This window comes from Mycolicibacterium helvum, assembly GCF_010731895.1.
In the GTDB taxonomy this organism is placed as follows: Bacteria; Actinomycetota; Actinomycetes; order Mycobacteriales; family Mycobacteriaceae; genus Mycobacterium; species Mycobacterium helvum.
In genome coordinates this window covers 5,959,687-5,974,041 of the sequence record NZ_AP022596.1, presented here as the reverse complement: position 1 = coordinate 5,974,041, position 14,355 = coordinate 5,959,687, and the positions used below count along the sequence as shown (strand labels likewise).

Genomic DNA, 14,355 nt, shown 5'->3' with positions numbered 1-14,355 from the left:
AATATCCTTAATGTTGTCTCGGTACAGTTTTCGGGTCAGCTTATCAAGTAAGTTATCCGTCGCGAGGCAAGGAGCGCATATGTCAGGCCGAACGGCCCGTTGTTGGGTCGCCGGGTAGGACGCTCCACCAAGCGCAGTGATGACGTCCCGGCCGGGAGCAGGCAATGGGACGTCGACGTGCGATGAGATTCCGGCTGTTGCGATGAAATGGCTACCGATCGGTGGGGTATCGAGGGAGTCGCCAGTCGCCACCACGGTCTTGGTTCGAGACCCGCGCGACAAGGTCGGGGATGTGCAGGCAGGCAGCCAGTCCCGCTGCGGAGAGAAGAGCATTGATCCCGAACCGTGTCGTCGGCATGGCGACGCGCAGCAACCTAGGTTTTACCGTTCGCTGGATCTCGTCAACGAACGGTCGAAGTATCGTTTCGTAGTTCGCCAGAGCCCGAGGCAGGTCATCGCGATATCGATTGATCTCGCCTGCCAGGACGTAGGCGCCGACCAGGGCACCGGAGACGCCCATGCCACTGAAAGGCGAGGGGCAGTGCGCGGCATCTCCAGCTAACACGACGCGGCCCTTCGACCAGGCGCCCATACGGACTTGCACGACCTCTTGGGAATAGAAGCTGTCGGCTACCGCCATGCCGTCGATGAATCGGTCAGTCTGCCATCCCGCGTCGCGGAAACGGCGAGCCCAAAACTCCTTCTGACGGTCGACTGGCTCGCGATGGACGGCCGAGGCTTCTGTGGACGTTTCCCGCAGTACGAAGTACGCCTGGGTCTCGTAGGAGTTGTGACTGCGGCGCATGATCATGCGACCACCGGGAGCGTTGAAAGTCTCGCGGACGTTGCTGTCGGACGCGATGCGCGGAACAATCCAGTACGACATATGGACCCCGGCCCGCCAGTACGGCGGCGAAGACCCGAGCGGCAGAATGGCTTGCCGGATGCGCGACCCCTGGCCGTCGGCGCCGACCAGCAGGTCGAACTGATCAGACGAGCCGTCGGAGAAGTGCGCGACGACCTTCTTCTCGTCACTTTCGAAGCAGTCGACGCTCGTCCCGAAGACATAATTGACAGCGTCCTTCGTCGCATCATTGAGGATGCGCACCAGGTCGCCGCGCATGAACTCGAACTCTGAGGTCAGCGTCTGGCGTCCCCGGCCGGATCTGTTGGCCATGATCGTCGCCTTTGCCTCGCCCCGTCCGTTCACAAAAGCGACACCGGCTTCGTCCACGAGATGGTTCCGCAACGCGGCGAGAAGGCCCATCGCCTCGACAACCTCGATGCCTTGACCGCGGAGGTCGACCTGGGCGCCGGTGGCCCGCAGCGCTGGGAAACGCTCGACCACAGTCGTCTGATGACCACTTTGCGCCAGCCAGTAGGCCAACGCCTGTCCCGTGATACCGCCACCGCAGACAACGACCTTCAAAGACGTCATGACAACCCAGTTCCAGTTCGTGCGCGAGTGCATGGATCTGATCTGGCCCCGCGCAAGCCACATTACTCGGTAACATTATCAAATATACTTACCGAGTAAGCCACCGGGTGCCGGACTGTTGGCCATTAGTGACAGGTTCGAAGGGCGTTGTAACGCGCGGGCCAACAGAGAGCAGATAGTTTGGATTCTCGGGCGGGGCGAGTATCAGAGGACCGTGGCCGACCTCCGGCGGGGTCGGCAGTGGGAGCGCATCTTCAAGTCGGTCCTTGAGGCTGTCGTCGAGGACGCATTCGTGATGTGCAAGACACGATTGTGTAGCTGGACTCGGATCTAGACGTCGACCGCAGTCGCCTTCGCCCGGGCCGTCCAGCGGCCCTCGTCGTAGCCGACCGCGATCGGGTGGGAGAACGCGGCCGTGACGTTGTCGGTCGAAATCGTCTCGCGTGCAGGGCCGCTGGCCACAGTGCGGCCGTCGGCGATCAGCAGTGCGTGCGTCGTGGTCGTCGGCAACTCTTCGAGGTGATGGGTCACCAGGATTGAGGCGACGTCGGGGTGCGTCCGGTCCAGGGTGTCGATGGTCTCGAGCAGTTGCTCGCGTGCCGCGACATCCAAGCCCGTGGTCGGCTCGTCGAGCAGAAGCAGATCAGGCTCCGACACCAGCGCCCGCGCGATGAGAGCGCGGCCCCGCTCGCCCTGCGACAACGTCGGCCATACGTCTTCGGCCCTGCGGGTCATGCCCACCGCGGCGATCATCGCATCGGCCCGCTCGCTTTCGGCCGGGCTCGGCGTCCAGCGCATCGGGAGGTCGATGGTCGCCGTGATCCCGGTTAGCACCACTTCGCGTACGGTCAGCGAATACTGCAGCCGGTGACGGGGATTCACGTGTCCGATCGACCGGCGCAGTGTGGCCAGGTCGGTACGTCCCAGCTGACTACCGAGGACGCTCACCGTACCCGTGGTCGGAAACGTCACTGCGGCGCAGAATCCGAGCAGCGTGCTCTTGCCTGCGCCGTTGGGCCCCAACAGGGCCCAGTGTTCGCCCGGCTGGACCGCCAGCGATATGCCGTCGATGATCTGCTTGCCGTTGCGACGGAAGGTCACGTCGTGCAACTCGAGGACCGGTGTCATGAGTACGACTCCTTCAATGAACTCAGATGCGACCGGCTGGCGGCGGCCGCCGCGGCAGGATTGCGGTCAGCGATTGCGTCGGCGAGGTCCTGGTGGGCGGCATGGTCAGCTTCATCGGGCACCGGACGAATCTTGAGCATGTCGATCATCGCGAGCCGCAATCGCGGTAGGAACGCGTCGAACAATTGCGTCAGCACGTCGTTGTGGGCTGCCACGACCACCGCCCGGTGGAACGCGGCATCGGCGTCGACGTGGTCGGGGACCGGCAAACCCCTGACCCCACGTGCGGCCAGGGAGCGGCGGATCGCCCGGAGATCGGCAGGGGTCCGACGAGTGGCCGCGAGTGCGGCGGCCTCGGCTTCGATCGCGATCCGCGCCTCGATCACGGCCGCGATGGTCGTGCGCCGCAGGATGGTGTCCCAGTCCTCGACGGCGTCCAACGCGGTGACGAACACCCCAGCGCCTTGGCGGCTGTCGAGTACGCCCTTGCCGGCCAGCTCGCGGATCGCCTCGCGCAGTGTCGAGCGACCGACGCCCAGTTGCGCGGCCAGCGTGGTCTCGCCGGGAAGACGGTGTCCCAGAGGCCATTCGCCGTCGCGGATGCGCCCCATCAACAGCTGGGCCGTTTGCGCGGCCAGCGGGTGACGCTGCACTTGGGTGATCGGCGAAACCATCCCGAACCTCTCTACTTGTCTGAGGAGTAGTGTACAGTCTCGTCATCATGACGTATCTGCTCATCCTTAGTCGCCGCGGCGAGGCCTGACCGACCGGTCCCTCGCCGTGGGGCGTCGTCGCGCCGGTCGGATCCACCCCGAAGTCGACCAGGAAGCAACCACGATGAGCACTGCCGCATTTCCCACTATCGACACTCCCGCCGGAGCCGTTCCAGTCGGTGCGCCCGCATGGAATCGTCAACGACGGTCTCAGATGCCCTCGCATCGCTATGCCAGCGTCTATGACCGTGTGGAAGTGCCACTCACGCAACGGAAATGGCCCGATGCGCAGATCAGCCAGGCCCCGCTGTGGGTCCCGGTCGACCTGCGCGACGGCAACCAGGCGCTGGCTGAACCGATGGACCCCGCGCGTAAGCGCCGATTCTTCGAGCTGCTGGTGGCCATGGGGTACAAGGAGATCGAGGTCGGCTACCCGTCGGCCTCGCAGACGGACTTCGACTTCGTCCGGCTGCTGGCCGAATCCGACATCGCGCCAACGGATGTGACCATCGTCGTCTTCACCCCGGCCCGTCGTGATCTGATTGAGCGCACCGTCGCCTCGATTCAGGGCATCCCGAACGACGTTGTCATTCACATGTACACCGCAACGGCCCCCACCTGGCGTGACGTGGTCCTGGGCAGGAATCGTGCCGAGTTGCGCGAGCTGATTCTGGCCGGCGGCCGCGACGTGCTCGAATTCGCCGGCGATCAGACGAACATCCGTTTCGAGTTTTCCCCGGAGGTCTTCAACCTCACCGAACCCGAGTACGTACTAGGCCTCTGCAACGACATGACGGCGCTGTGGGAGGCCACTGCTGAACGTCCGGTGATCCTGAACCTGCCCGCCACCGTCGAGGTGGCCACACCCAACGTATACGCCGATCAGATCGAGTACATGCACTGCAATCTGGAGCGGCGTGACAGCGTGATCTTGTCGGTGCATCCGCACAATGACCGGGGGACTGGGATCGCGTGCGCCGAGCTGGCGGTGCTGGCCGGTGCGCAACGTGTGGAGGGCTGTGTGTTCGGGAACGGCGAGCGGACAGGCAATGTCGACATCGCCACGCTGGCATTGAATCTGCATGTGCAGGGTGTCGATCCGATGATCGACTTCTCCGATATCGACGAGATCGCCCGCACGGTTTCGCACTGCACGCGGATGCCGATCCATCAACGGCATCCGTATGTCGGTGACATGGTCCACACGGCATTTTCGGGAACCCACCAGGATGCGATCAAGAAGGGCCTGGCCGAACATCGCGAACGCGCACTGAGCATGGGCCGTTCCGAACGTGAAATCGATTGGCGTGTCCCATATCTTCCCATCGATCCGGCCGATATCGGGCGCACCTACCATGCGGTGATCCGGGTCAACTCACAGTCGGGCAAGGGCGGTTTCGCCTACGTGCTGCTCACCGAATTCGGACTGGACCTGCCCCGCGGGCTGCAGATCGACTTCGCCCGGCGTGCACAAACATTCGCCGATGCCCGCGGGGTGGAGATCACCGCCGCCGAGCTCCTCGACCTCTTCGAGGTGGCTTATGTGAATCGGGGCGGTCCCGTCGAACTCAACGAGCCCGTTGATGGGGTGGACGGGCTGATTCGGGTGCTCGCTGGAATCGGCCGGCCGATCGAGGTGATGGCACTGACTCAACAATCGGTCGGCGACATCTGGGTCGCCTACCTGCAGTACCGCCGAGACGATGGCACCGGCTGGGCATGCGGACGCGGCGATTCGGCGCTGGCGGCGTCGATGGCGGCGGTCATGAGCGCTGTCAACGCGACTTGAGTACCTGCAACGCCTTGTCGGCGTGGGCGTCCATGTTGACCTCGCTGGAAATGACCTCGAGCACCGTGCGGTCGGTGTCGATCACGAACGTCGTGCGCTTGACCGGGATGAGCTTGCCCAGCAGCCCGCGCTTGACCCCGAACGCCGTGGCGACCGCGCCGTCGGCGTCGGACAGCAGCGGGTAGTCGAAACTCTGCGAGTCGGCGAACCGGGCCTGCTTCTCGACGGCGTCGGTGCTGATGCCGACCCGGCTGGCACCCAGCGCGGCGAACTCGGAGCCAAGGTCGCGGAAATGACAGGCTTCCTTGGTGCAGCCCGGCGTCATTGCGGCCGGATAGAAGAACAGTACGATCGGCCCGTCGGCCAGCAGGCTCGTCAGCGAGCGCACGGTGCCGGTCTGATCCGGCAGTTCGAAGTCCGCAACCCGGTCTCCACGTTTCATGGGGTGCAGGCTACGCCCGTCAAGCCAGGCCAGCGGGTCTGGGAGGATGTATCTGTGCAATCGAACCTCGCCGCCACCACCACACGCGAGGAGTTCCGTGCGCTGGCCGCCGAACATCGCGTGGTGCCGGTGACCCGCAAGGTGCTCGCAGACAGCGAGACACCGTTGTCGGCGTACCGGAAATTGGCTGCCAACCGGCCCGGAACCTTCCTGCTCGAATCCGCGGAGAACGGGCGGTCATGGTCCCGTTGGTCGTTCATCGGAGCCGGGGCGCCGTCGGCGCTGACGGTTCGCGACGGGGAGGCGGTCTGGCTGGGCGCCACCCCGCAGGACGCCCCGACCGGCGGCGACCCGCTGGCGGCGCTGCATCAGACGATGGCACTGCTGTCCACCGGTCCGCTCGCGGGAATGCCGCCGCTGTCGGGCGGCATGGTCGGTTTCTTCGCCTACGACTTCGTTCGGCGTCTCGAACGGCTGCCGCAGCTGGCAGTCGACGATCTGGGGCTGCCCGACATGCTGCTGCTGCTGGCTACCGATCTGGCCGCCGTTGACCATCACGAGGGCACCATCACCCTGATCGCCAACGCGGTGAATTGGAACGGCACTGACGATCGCGTCGACTGGGCCTACGACGACGCCGTCGCGCGCCTCGATGTGATGACCGAGGCGCTCGGCCAGCCGCTGTCGTCGAGCGTGGCGACGTTCTCCCGGCCGCAACGGCAACACCGCTCACAGCGCACGCCCGAGGAGTACAGCGCGATCGTCGAGCGGCTGGTCAAGGAGATCGAAGCGGGTGAGGCCTTCCAGGTGGTGCCGTCCCAGCGCTTCGAGCTGGACACCGCCGTCGACCCGATTGATGTGTACCGGATGCTGCGGGTCACCAACCCCAGCCCATACATGTATCTCTTGCACATCCCGGATGAGGCTGGGGGAACGGCATTTTCGATCGTCGGCTCCAGCCCTGAGGCGCTGGTGACGGTCAAGGACGGCTGGGCCACAACGCATCCGATCGCCGGAACCCGGTGGCGCGGCCAGACCGAAGAGGAAGACCAGCTGCTGGAGAAGGAGCTGCTGGCCGACGAGAAGGAACGCGCCGAGCACCTGATGCTGGTCGATCTCGGCCGCAACGACTTGGGCCGGGTATGCGTGCCGGGCACCGTACGCGTCGAGGACTACAGCCATATCGAGCGCTACAGCCATGTCATGCACCTGGTGTCAACCGTCACCGGCCTGTTGGCCGACGGCCGCACGGCCCTGGACGCGGTCACGGCGTGCTTCCCGGCCGGCACGCTGACCGGTGCACCGAAGGTGCGCGCGATGGAGCTCATCGAAGAGGTGGAGAAGACTCGCCGCGGCCTCTACGGCGGCGTCGTGGGCTACCTGGATTTCGCCGGCAATGCCGACTTTGCGATCGCCATCCGCACCGCCCTGATGAGCAAGGGCACCGCTTATGTGCAGGCCGGCGGTGGGGTGGTGGCTGATTCGAACGGTCCGTACGAATACACCGAGGCATCCAACAAGGCCAAGGCGGTGCTCAGCGCGATTGCGGCCGCGGAAACGCTGAGTGCCCCGTGATCCGCATCGGGCAGTTGCTGCTGGTCGTCTCTGCGGTGTTGCTGTGGGCGGGCTCGCGGCTGGTGTGGGTCTCGGTGACGTCATTCGATGGACTCGGCCAGCCCAAGACCGTCACGCTGACCGGTGCCAGCTGGTCCAACGCGCTACTGCCGCTGGCCGTGCTGCTGCTGGCGGCGGCGGTGGCCGGGCTGGCCGTGCGGAGCTGGGGTTTGCGGGCGGTCGCGGTGCTGATCGCCGTGGTCACGCTGCTGCTGGGATACCTCGGTGTCAGCCTCATCGTCATGCCCGATATCGGCCCGCGCGCCGCCGAGCTGGCGCAGCTGCCGGTCGCGTCGCTGGTGGCCAGTAGCCGGAACTATGTGGGTGCCGGGCTGACCGTGGCCGCGGCGGTGTGTGCACTGGTCGCTGCCGTGCTGCTGATGCGGTCGGCGGGATCGGGGCGGGGTGTCACGGCGAAGTACGCCGCGCCTGCGGCCAGGCGCAGTGCCGCACGCAGCGACGACGTGGACCCGGCCAGCTCGGAGCGGGGCATGTGGGATGCCCTCGACGAGGGTGTCGATCCCACGGAACGAGGCCCCGACACCGAGGGTCGGTGACGAATGCGCGGCGTACTACGACTACCCTTTCAAAGACACAAGCGAGATCGTCAGGGCCTAGAAGGGATCGAAGTTCGCATGAGTTCGGCAACCGTGCTCGACTCCATCATCGAGGGAGTCCGCGAAGACGTTGCCGCCCGTGAGGCGATCGTGAGTTTGGCCGAGGTCAAGGCGGCCGCGGAGGCGGCGCCGGCACCGCTGAACGTGCTGGCCGCGCTGCGCGCGCCGGGCATCGCCGTCATCGCCGAAGTGAAGCGCGCCAGCCCTTCCCGGGGCCAACTCGCCAACATTGCCGATCCCGCCGAATTGGCCCGCGCCTACGAGAGTGGCGGGGCCAGAGTGATCAGCGTGCTGACCGAGGAGCGTCGCTTCCACGGCTCGCTCGCCGATCTGGACGCGGTGCGTGCCGCCGTCCGAATTCCGGTGCTACGCAAGGACTTTATTGTTCGGCCCTACCAGATTCACGAGGCAAGGGCGCACGGCGCTGACATGCTTCTGCTGATTGTGGCGGCGCTCGAACAACCGGCCCTGGAGTCGATGCTGGAGCGCACCGAGTCGCTGGGGATGACTGCGTTGGTCGAGGTTCACACCGAGGAGGAGGCCGACCGGGCGCTGCAGGCCGGCGCCAAGGTGATCGGTGTAAATGCTCGCAACCTCAAGACGCTGGAGGTCGACCGGGACTGCTTCGCGCGGATCGCGCCGGGGCTGCCGTCGGACACGATCCGGGTCGCCGAATCGGGAGTTCGCGGTACCGGTGACCTGCTGGCCTATGCCGGCGCCGGGGCGGACGCCGTGCTGGTCGGCGAGGGTCTGGTGACCAGTGGAGATCCGCGCAGCGCCGTCGCAGACCTGGTGACCGCGGGGGCCCACCCCTCCTGCCCGAAACCCGCCCGCTGAGTCGTGGCCGATACCTCTACCCCGAACGTGCCGCGCATGAGCGCGGCTGTCGCCGAACCGACGGCGCACGAACCTGACGCTCGCGGACACTTCGGCGTGTACGGCGGTCGGTATGTTCCCGAAGCGCTGATGGCCGTCATCGAAGAGGTGACGGCCGCCTACGAAAAGGCCCGCACCGACCAGGAATTCCTGGATCGGCTCGACAATCTGCAGACCCACTACGCCGGGCGCCCGTCGCCGCTCTACGAGGCGGTCCGGCTCAGCGAGCACCTTGGCGGGGCGCGGGTGTTCCTCAAACGCGAAGACCTCAACCACACCGGATCGCACAAGATCAACAATGTCCTGGGGCAGGCGCTGCTGGCCAAGCAGATGGGCAAGACCCGGGTGATCGCCGAGACCGGTGCCGGTCAGCACGGCGTGGCGACCGCGACGGCCTGCGCGCTGCTCGGTCTGGAATGCGTGATCTACATGGGTGCGGTGGACACCGCGCGCCAGGCGCTGAACGTGGCGCGAATGCGGCTGCTGGGTGCTGAGGTGGTGTCGGTGGAGTCCGGGTCCAAGACCCTGAAGGACGCCATCAACGACGCCTTCCGTGACTGGGTCACCAACGCCGACCGCACCTACTACTGCTTCGGCACCGCGGCCGGGCCACACCCGTTCCCCACTATGGTCCGCGATTTCCAGCGCATCATCGGGCTCGAGGCCAGGGCGCAGATCCTGGCCCAGGCCGGCCGGCTGCCCGACGCGGTGGCCGCCTGTGTGGGTGGCGGGTCCAATGCGATCGGTATCTTCCACCCCTTCATCGACGACCCCGCCGTACGTTTGGTCGGCTTCGAGGCGGCAGGTGACGGCGTTGAAACCGGCAGGCATGCAGCAACTTTCACCGGCGGATCGCCAGGGGCGTTTCAGGGCTCGTACTCATATCTCTTGCAGGACGAGGACGGCCAAGCGATCGAGTCGCACTCGATCTCGGCCGGGCTGGACTATCCGGGTGTCGGCCCCGAGCACGCCTTCCTCAAGGATCTCGGTCGCGCCGAGTATCGGCCGATCACCGATACCGAGGCTATGGACGCGTTCGGTCTGCTGTGCCGGCTGGAGGGCATCATTCCGGCCATTGAATCGGCACACGCAGTGGCCGGGGCTGCGAAGCTGGCGGCTGAGCTGGGGCCCGGTGCGATCATCCTGGTGAATCTGTCCGGGCGCGGTGACAAAGACGTGGAGACGGCGGCCAAGTGGTTCGGGTTGTTCGACCACTCCGGCCCGGGAGCCTCATGACGGTTCAGCACAGCCAGTCGGGTCGGCTGGGTTCCATTTTTTCGGCATGCCACGACGAGGGCAGGGCCGCTCTGATCGGCTATCTGCCGACCGGTTATCCCGCCGTTGATGTGTCGATCGACGCGATGGTCGCGCTGGTCGAATCCGGTTGCGACATCATCGAAGTCGGCGTGCCATATTCCGATCCCGGGATGGACGGGCCGGTGATCGCGACCGCGACCGAAGTTGCGCTACAGGGGGGCGTTCGGGTTCGCGACACCCTGCGTGCAGTGGAGGCGATCAGCGCAGCGGGTGGCAATGCCGTCGTCATGACGTACTGGAATCTTGTGCTGCACTACGGAATTGATGCCTGGTCGCGTGACCTCGCGGCGGCCGGGGGATTGGGCATGGTCACCCCGGATCTGATTCCCGACGAGGCCGATGAGTGGCTGGCAGCCTCCGAGGCCCACGACTTGGATCGGATTTTCCTGGTTGCGCCGTCGTCGACCCCGGAGCGGTTGGCCAAGACCGTGGCTGCCTCGCGGGGCTTCGTCTACGCGGCGTCCACCATGGGCGTGACCGGTGCGCGTGACGTGGTGTCCAGTGCGGCGCCGGAACTGGTGGGGCGGGTCAAGGAGATCTCGGACATCCCGGTGGGGGTCGGGCTCGGTGTGCGCTCGCGTGAGCAGGCCGCCGAGATCGCGGCGTTCGCAGACGGCGTGATCGTGGGTTCGGCGTTGGTGTCGGCCCTGACCGACGGGTTGGCGGCGGTGCGGACGCTGACCGAAGAGCTTGCTGTGGGTGTGCGACAGAAGGTGCCTGCCTCGTGACGACAACCGTCTTGGCTTATTTCCCGAGTCCGCCGCAGGGTGTGTGGCATTTGGGCCCGGTTCCAATTCGGGCGTACGCGCTATGCATCATCGCGGGCATCATCGCCGCGCTGGTGATCGGTGACCGCCGGTGGGCGGCACGCGGCGGCGAGCGGGGCGTCATCTACGACATCGCATTGTGGGCGGTACCGTTCGGTCTGGTCGGTGGCCGGCTCTACCACCTGATGACCGACTGGCGCACGTATTTCGCCGAGGGTGGCGCCGGTATCGGCGCGGCGCTGCGGATCTGGGACGGCGGGCTCGGTATCTGGGGCGCGGTTGCCCTTGGCGGTGTCGGTGCCTGGATTGCCTGTCGGCGCAGGGGGATTCCACTGCCGGCGTTCGGTGATGCCATTGCGCCGGGCATCATTCTGGCGCAGGCGATCGGCCGGCTCGGCAACTACTTCAACCAAGAGTTGTACGGCCGTGAGACGACCGTGCCGTGGGGGATGGAGATCTTCTACCGGCGCGACTCGTCCGGAATGGTCGACGTGCATTCCCTCGACGGGGTGTCGACGGGGCAGGTCGCCGCGGTGGTGCAGCCGACGTTCCTCTACGAGCTGTTGTGGAACCTCGCGGTGTTCTTGTTCCTGATCTACGTCGACCGGCGGTTCAAGATCGGTCACGGCCGTCTGTTCGCGGCGTATGTGGCGGCGTACTGCATCGGCCGGTTCTGGGTGGAGTTGTTGCGCGATGACACCGCCACCCACATCGCGGGCATTCGGGTGAACTCGTTCACGTCGGTGTTCGTGTTCATCGGCGCGGTCGTGTACATCCTGCTGGCGCCCAAGGGCCGCGAAGATCCCGCCACGCTGGGTGGCAAGCAGGCCGCGGAAGGGCCCGATGAGGAATCGCCTGCCGAGAAGATGGCCGAGGATCTGGTGGCCGTCGCCACCGGTGGCGGTATTGCCGCTGCGGTGAATGTGGCCGCTGAGCATGACTCCGAAGATGCTGCCGCCGTTGGCGATGTCGAGAAGCCCGAACCCGAGCCCGCGCCGGAACCTGAGCCCGCCGCAGCGGCAGAGCCAGCGCAGCGCCGCGAATTCCGCGCGGTCGTCCGCCGCGTGCTCTGGGGTGTGGAAGTCCACCGCGACTGAATCTGCCTGCGCGTCAAATCAGGTAGTTCACCTCCCGCGACAGACGACAGCATTCGGTGCCAGGCTGGCAAGGTAGCTTCCAGCATGTCGTTGACGTCGACGGAGTAGCTCTCGGAGTCCCTCTAGAGCTGCGCAAACGTCGTGGCAGTGTGGCATAATCGAATGCATGTTCGATGCATGGCCGGTTGAGTGCGCGGAGCCGTCGAGCGCGGCTGCCGGCTTGTTCGAGCGGCTGGTCAATGTGTCGCGGCTGGAGAATCAGGCCGCCGCAGAACGGTTGCGGGTGATTGCCGATATTTTCGAGCGGCGTCGCCGTGAGTGGGGTGAGCGCGAGGACTGGGCGGTCGATACCTGGGCGGCTGTGGGTGCTGAAGTTGCCGCGGCGCTGCGACTCAGCATGGGCATGGCCAACAGCTACATGAATTACGCGCTGGCCATGCTGCGGCTGCCGGCAGTCTCGGCAGTGTTCGAGGCGGGCGATATCGACTGCCGGTTGTTCAAGACGGTCGTCTACCGCACGCATCTGATCACCGATTCCGAGGCCATGGCTGAGGTCGATGCGGAGTTGGCGGCTGTCGTGGCCCGCTGGCCGTCGATGACTCGCCGCAAGCTGGCCACCGAGATCGACGACATCGTCATTCGACGGGATCCCGACGCGGTGCGGCGGATTCAGGATCGCGGTAGTGATCGTGACGTCGAATTCTGGGAGTCCACCGACGGTTATGTGGAGTTGACGGCGCGGCTCACGATCACCGACGGCGCGGCGCTCGAGAAGCGGCTCAATGTGATGGCGAAGTCCGTGTGCCAGGACGATCCCCGAACGGTGGGGCAGCGTCGCTCCGATGCGCTGGGAATGTTGGGTACCGGTGTTGATCGACTTGTCTGTCGCTGCGGCCAATCTGATTGTGCGGCAGCTGAAACCCCGACAGGCTCAGTTGTCATCCATGTCGTTGCCGATCAGGCGACGCTCGAGGGCGCCGCCAACAAGCCGGCCCATCTGCTCGACACCGGGGACTTGATCTCACCGGAACTGCTGGCCGAACTCAGGACGACGGCTCGTCAGCGTCCGCTGATCGTTCCCGTCGACGTGCCGCCGGTCCCCGGCTACCACCCCTCCCGCGCGCTTGCCGATTTCGTGCGGGCCCGCGACCTCACGTGCCGGGCTCCTGGCTGCGACAAGCCCGCCACCGGCTGCGATATCGACCACACCGTTCCGTGGCCCTTCGGCGCGACGCACGCCGCCAACCTCAAATGCCTGTGCCGCGAACACCACATCCTGAAGACCTTCTGGGGCTGGAAAGACAAGCAGCTCGCCGACGGCACGGTGATCTGGACACTTCCCGACGGCGACACCTACGTCACCACCCCGGGCAGTGTCTTGCTGTTTCCCGCACTCATGACACCCACGGGCCCACCGTCCACCCCGCCACCCACGGTGCACCGCTGCGGCAACCGCTCGGCGATGATGCCCAAGCGCCCGACCACCCGACGGCAGAACCGCGCCCACCAGATCGCCGCCGAACGAGCCAGCAACCGGAGGGACCGCACTCCGGCGGCCCGCGCAGTGGCCGGCCCGGCCCCGCCTGGCCGTGACGACGCGCCGCCCTTCTAGGTTCGGCCGCACTCTGGCATGCTGTCTGGCATGACCGAGCCGCAGTTCGGAGGCACCGATGGCGCACCGCCGCCACCCGGCCAATACCCGCCTCCGCCGAGTTACCCGATGCCGCCGCAGTATCCGGCCCCGGGAGGCTACGACCCTGCCGCGCCGTTCGGCCGGCATCCCATCACGGGTGAACCGTTGTCGGACAAGTCCAAGGTCATCGCTGGGCTTCTGCAGCTGATCGGATTGTTGGGCATCGTCGGCATCGGTCGCATCTACCTCGGCGATACCAAACTAGGTGTCATTCAGCTGGTCGTCGGACTCCTTACCTGCGGGATCGGTGCTGTCGTCTGGGGCATCGTCGACGCCGTCCTGATCCTCACCGACAAGGTGCGCGACCCGCAGGGGCGGCCCCTGCGCGATGGCACGTAGCGCTCTTTCGATTAGGACGGGTGCCCTTTCGATCGGTACGGGCGCCCTCGCCATCGGCGCCCTGGCCTACGTCGGGACGGTCGACCCGCACCGGCCGGGCACACTTTTTCCACCCTGCCCGTTCCGGCTGCTCACCGGCTGGAACTGCCCGTTCTGCGGCGGACTTCGAATGACTCATGACCTGCTGCACGGTGACCTGGGCGCCGCCGTCGTCGACAACGTCTTCGCGCTGGTGGGGCTGCCGCTGCTGGCCATCTGGGTGGCGTGGCGGATCAGGCGAGGTGAGCGCGCCTTTCCGCCGCCCGCGGTCGCTGTGATGGTGGTCTCGGCGGTGATCTGGACGGTGGTCCGCAACCTGCCGGGCTTCCCGCTGGTCCCCACATTAATCAGTCAGTAGTGACCCGCCCTCGCTGATACACTCGGAAATCGGTGCGACGCAACTTCGCGCCGAATCCTCGGGCCGGCGCAGTCCCAGACAACACATGTCAGACTGCGGCAAGGCCACAATGCCAGCGCGTCGCGCGC

General features: G+C 66.0%; 14 protein-coding genes. 10 read left to right on the top strand and 4 right to left on the bottom strand.

Annotated elements, in window-relative coordinates; all coding sequences use genetic code 11:
- Window positions 1-211: 211 nt before the first annotated feature.
- The 3 genes from G6N38_RS28120 to G6N38_RS28110 all read right to left on the bottom strand — a co-directional run bounded on the left by G6N38_RS28120 (window position 212) and on the right by G6N38_RS28110 (window position 3,240).
- Window positions 212-1,387, bottom strand: coding sequence for an FAD-dependent monooxygenase (locus G6N38_RS28120; RefSeq protein WP_246227485.1), 1,176 nt, complete (start codon window positions 1,385-1,387; stop codon window positions 212-214).
- A 381-nt stretch (window positions 1,388-1,768) separates the two neighbouring features.
- Entirely contained in the window at window positions 1,769-2,566 is a 798-nt protein-coding gene (locus tag G6N38_RS28115; protein WP_163751368.1) for an ABC transporter ATP-binding protein, read from the bottom strand.
- Window positions 2,563-3,240, bottom strand: coding sequence for a FadR/GntR family transcriptional regulator (locus G6N38_RS28110; RefSeq protein WP_163751367.1), 678 nt, complete (start codon window positions 3,238-3,240; stop codon window positions 2,563-2,565). The genes G6N38_RS28115 and G6N38_RS28110 overlap by 4 nt, the downstream gene beginning before the upstream one ends.
- Window positions 3,241-3,493: 253 nt before the next feature.
- Here G6N38_RS28110 and G6N38_RS28105 point away from each other — a divergent pair, with 253 nt between their 5' ends.
- Window positions 3,494-5,068, top strand: coding sequence for a 2-isopropylmalate synthase (locus tag G6N38_RS28105; RefSeq protein WP_246228114.1), 1,575 nt, complete (start codon window positions 3,494-3,496; stop codon window positions 5,066-5,068).
- Here the strand turns inward: G6N38_RS28105 and G6N38_RS28100 are convergent.
- Complete coding sequence (locus tag G6N38_RS28100) at window positions 5,055-5,510, bottom strand: peroxiredoxin (protein WP_163751365.1); 456 nt, start codon at window positions 5,508-5,510, stop codon at window positions 5,055-5,057. The genes G6N38_RS28105 and G6N38_RS28100 overlap by 14 nt on opposite strands.
- Before the next feature lie 54 nt (window positions 5,511-5,564).
- Between G6N38_RS28100 and G6N38_RS28095 the strand changes: the two genes are divergently transcribed.
- The 9 genes from G6N38_RS28095 to G6N38_RS28055 all read left to right on the top strand — a co-directional run bounded on the left by G6N38_RS28095 (window position 5,565) and on the right by G6N38_RS28055 (window position 14,227).
- A complete protein-coding gene (locus G6N38_RS28095; RefSeq protein WP_163751364.1) occupies window positions 5,565-7,085 on the top strand; it encodes an anthranilate synthase component I in 1,521 nt (506 codons plus the stop codon).
- Entirely contained in the window at window positions 7,082-7,681 is a 600-nt protein-coding gene (locus G6N38_RS28090) for a TIGR02234 family membrane protein (RefSeq protein ID WP_163751363.1), read from the top strand. The genes G6N38_RS28095 and G6N38_RS28090 overlap by 4 nt, the downstream gene beginning before the upstream one ends.
- A gap of 78 nt (window positions 7,682-7,759) precedes the next feature.
- Window positions 7,760-8,578 carry an indole-3-glycerol phosphate synthase TrpC gene (gene trpC / locus G6N38_RS28085; protein WP_163751362.1) on the top strand — a complete coding sequence of 273 codons (819 nt, stop codon included), beginning with the start codon at window positions 7,760-7,762 and terminating at the stop codon, window positions 8,576-8,578.
- 36 nt (window positions 8,579-8,614) lie between these two features.
- Entirely contained in the window at window positions 8,615-9,853 is a 1,239-nt protein-coding gene (trpB, locus tag G6N38_RS28080) for a tryptophan synthase subunit beta (protein WP_407662845.1), read from the top strand.
- Window positions 9,850-10,662 carry a tryptophan synthase subunit alpha gene (gene trpA, locus G6N38_RS28075; RefSeq protein ID WP_163751360.1) on the top strand — a complete coding sequence of 271 codons (813 nt, stop codon included), beginning with the start codon at window positions 9,850-9,852 and terminating at the stop codon, window positions 10,660-10,662. Before trpB ends, trpA begins: the two co-directional genes overlap by 4 nt.
- Complete coding sequence (gene lgt, locus G6N38_RS28070; RefSeq protein WP_163751359.1) at window positions 10,659-11,798, top strand: prolipoprotein diacylglyceryl transferase; 1,140 nt, start codon at window positions 10,659-10,661, stop codon at window positions 11,796-11,798. Before trpA ends, lgt begins: the two co-directional genes overlap by 4 nt.
- A 166-nt stretch (window positions 11,799-11,964) precedes the next feature.
- Entirely contained in the window at window positions 11,965-13,410 is a 1,446-nt protein-coding gene (locus G6N38_RS28065) for an HNH endonuclease signature motif containing protein (RefSeq protein ID WP_163751358.1), read from the top strand.
- Window positions 13,411-13,440: 30 nt separating this feature from the next.
- Complete coding sequence (locus tag G6N38_RS28060; protein WP_163751357.1) at window positions 13,441-13,830, top strand: NINE protein; 390 nt, start codon at window positions 13,441-13,443, stop codon at window positions 13,828-13,830.
- Window positions 13,820-14,227, top strand: a complete 408-nt coding sequence (locus tag G6N38_RS28055) for a DUF2752 domain-containing protein (protein WP_163751356.1) — start codon at window positions 13,820-13,822, stop codon at window positions 14,225-14,227. Before G6N38_RS28060 ends, G6N38_RS28055 begins: the two co-directional genes overlap by 11 nt.
- Window positions 14,228-14,355: the final 128 nt, after the last annotated feature.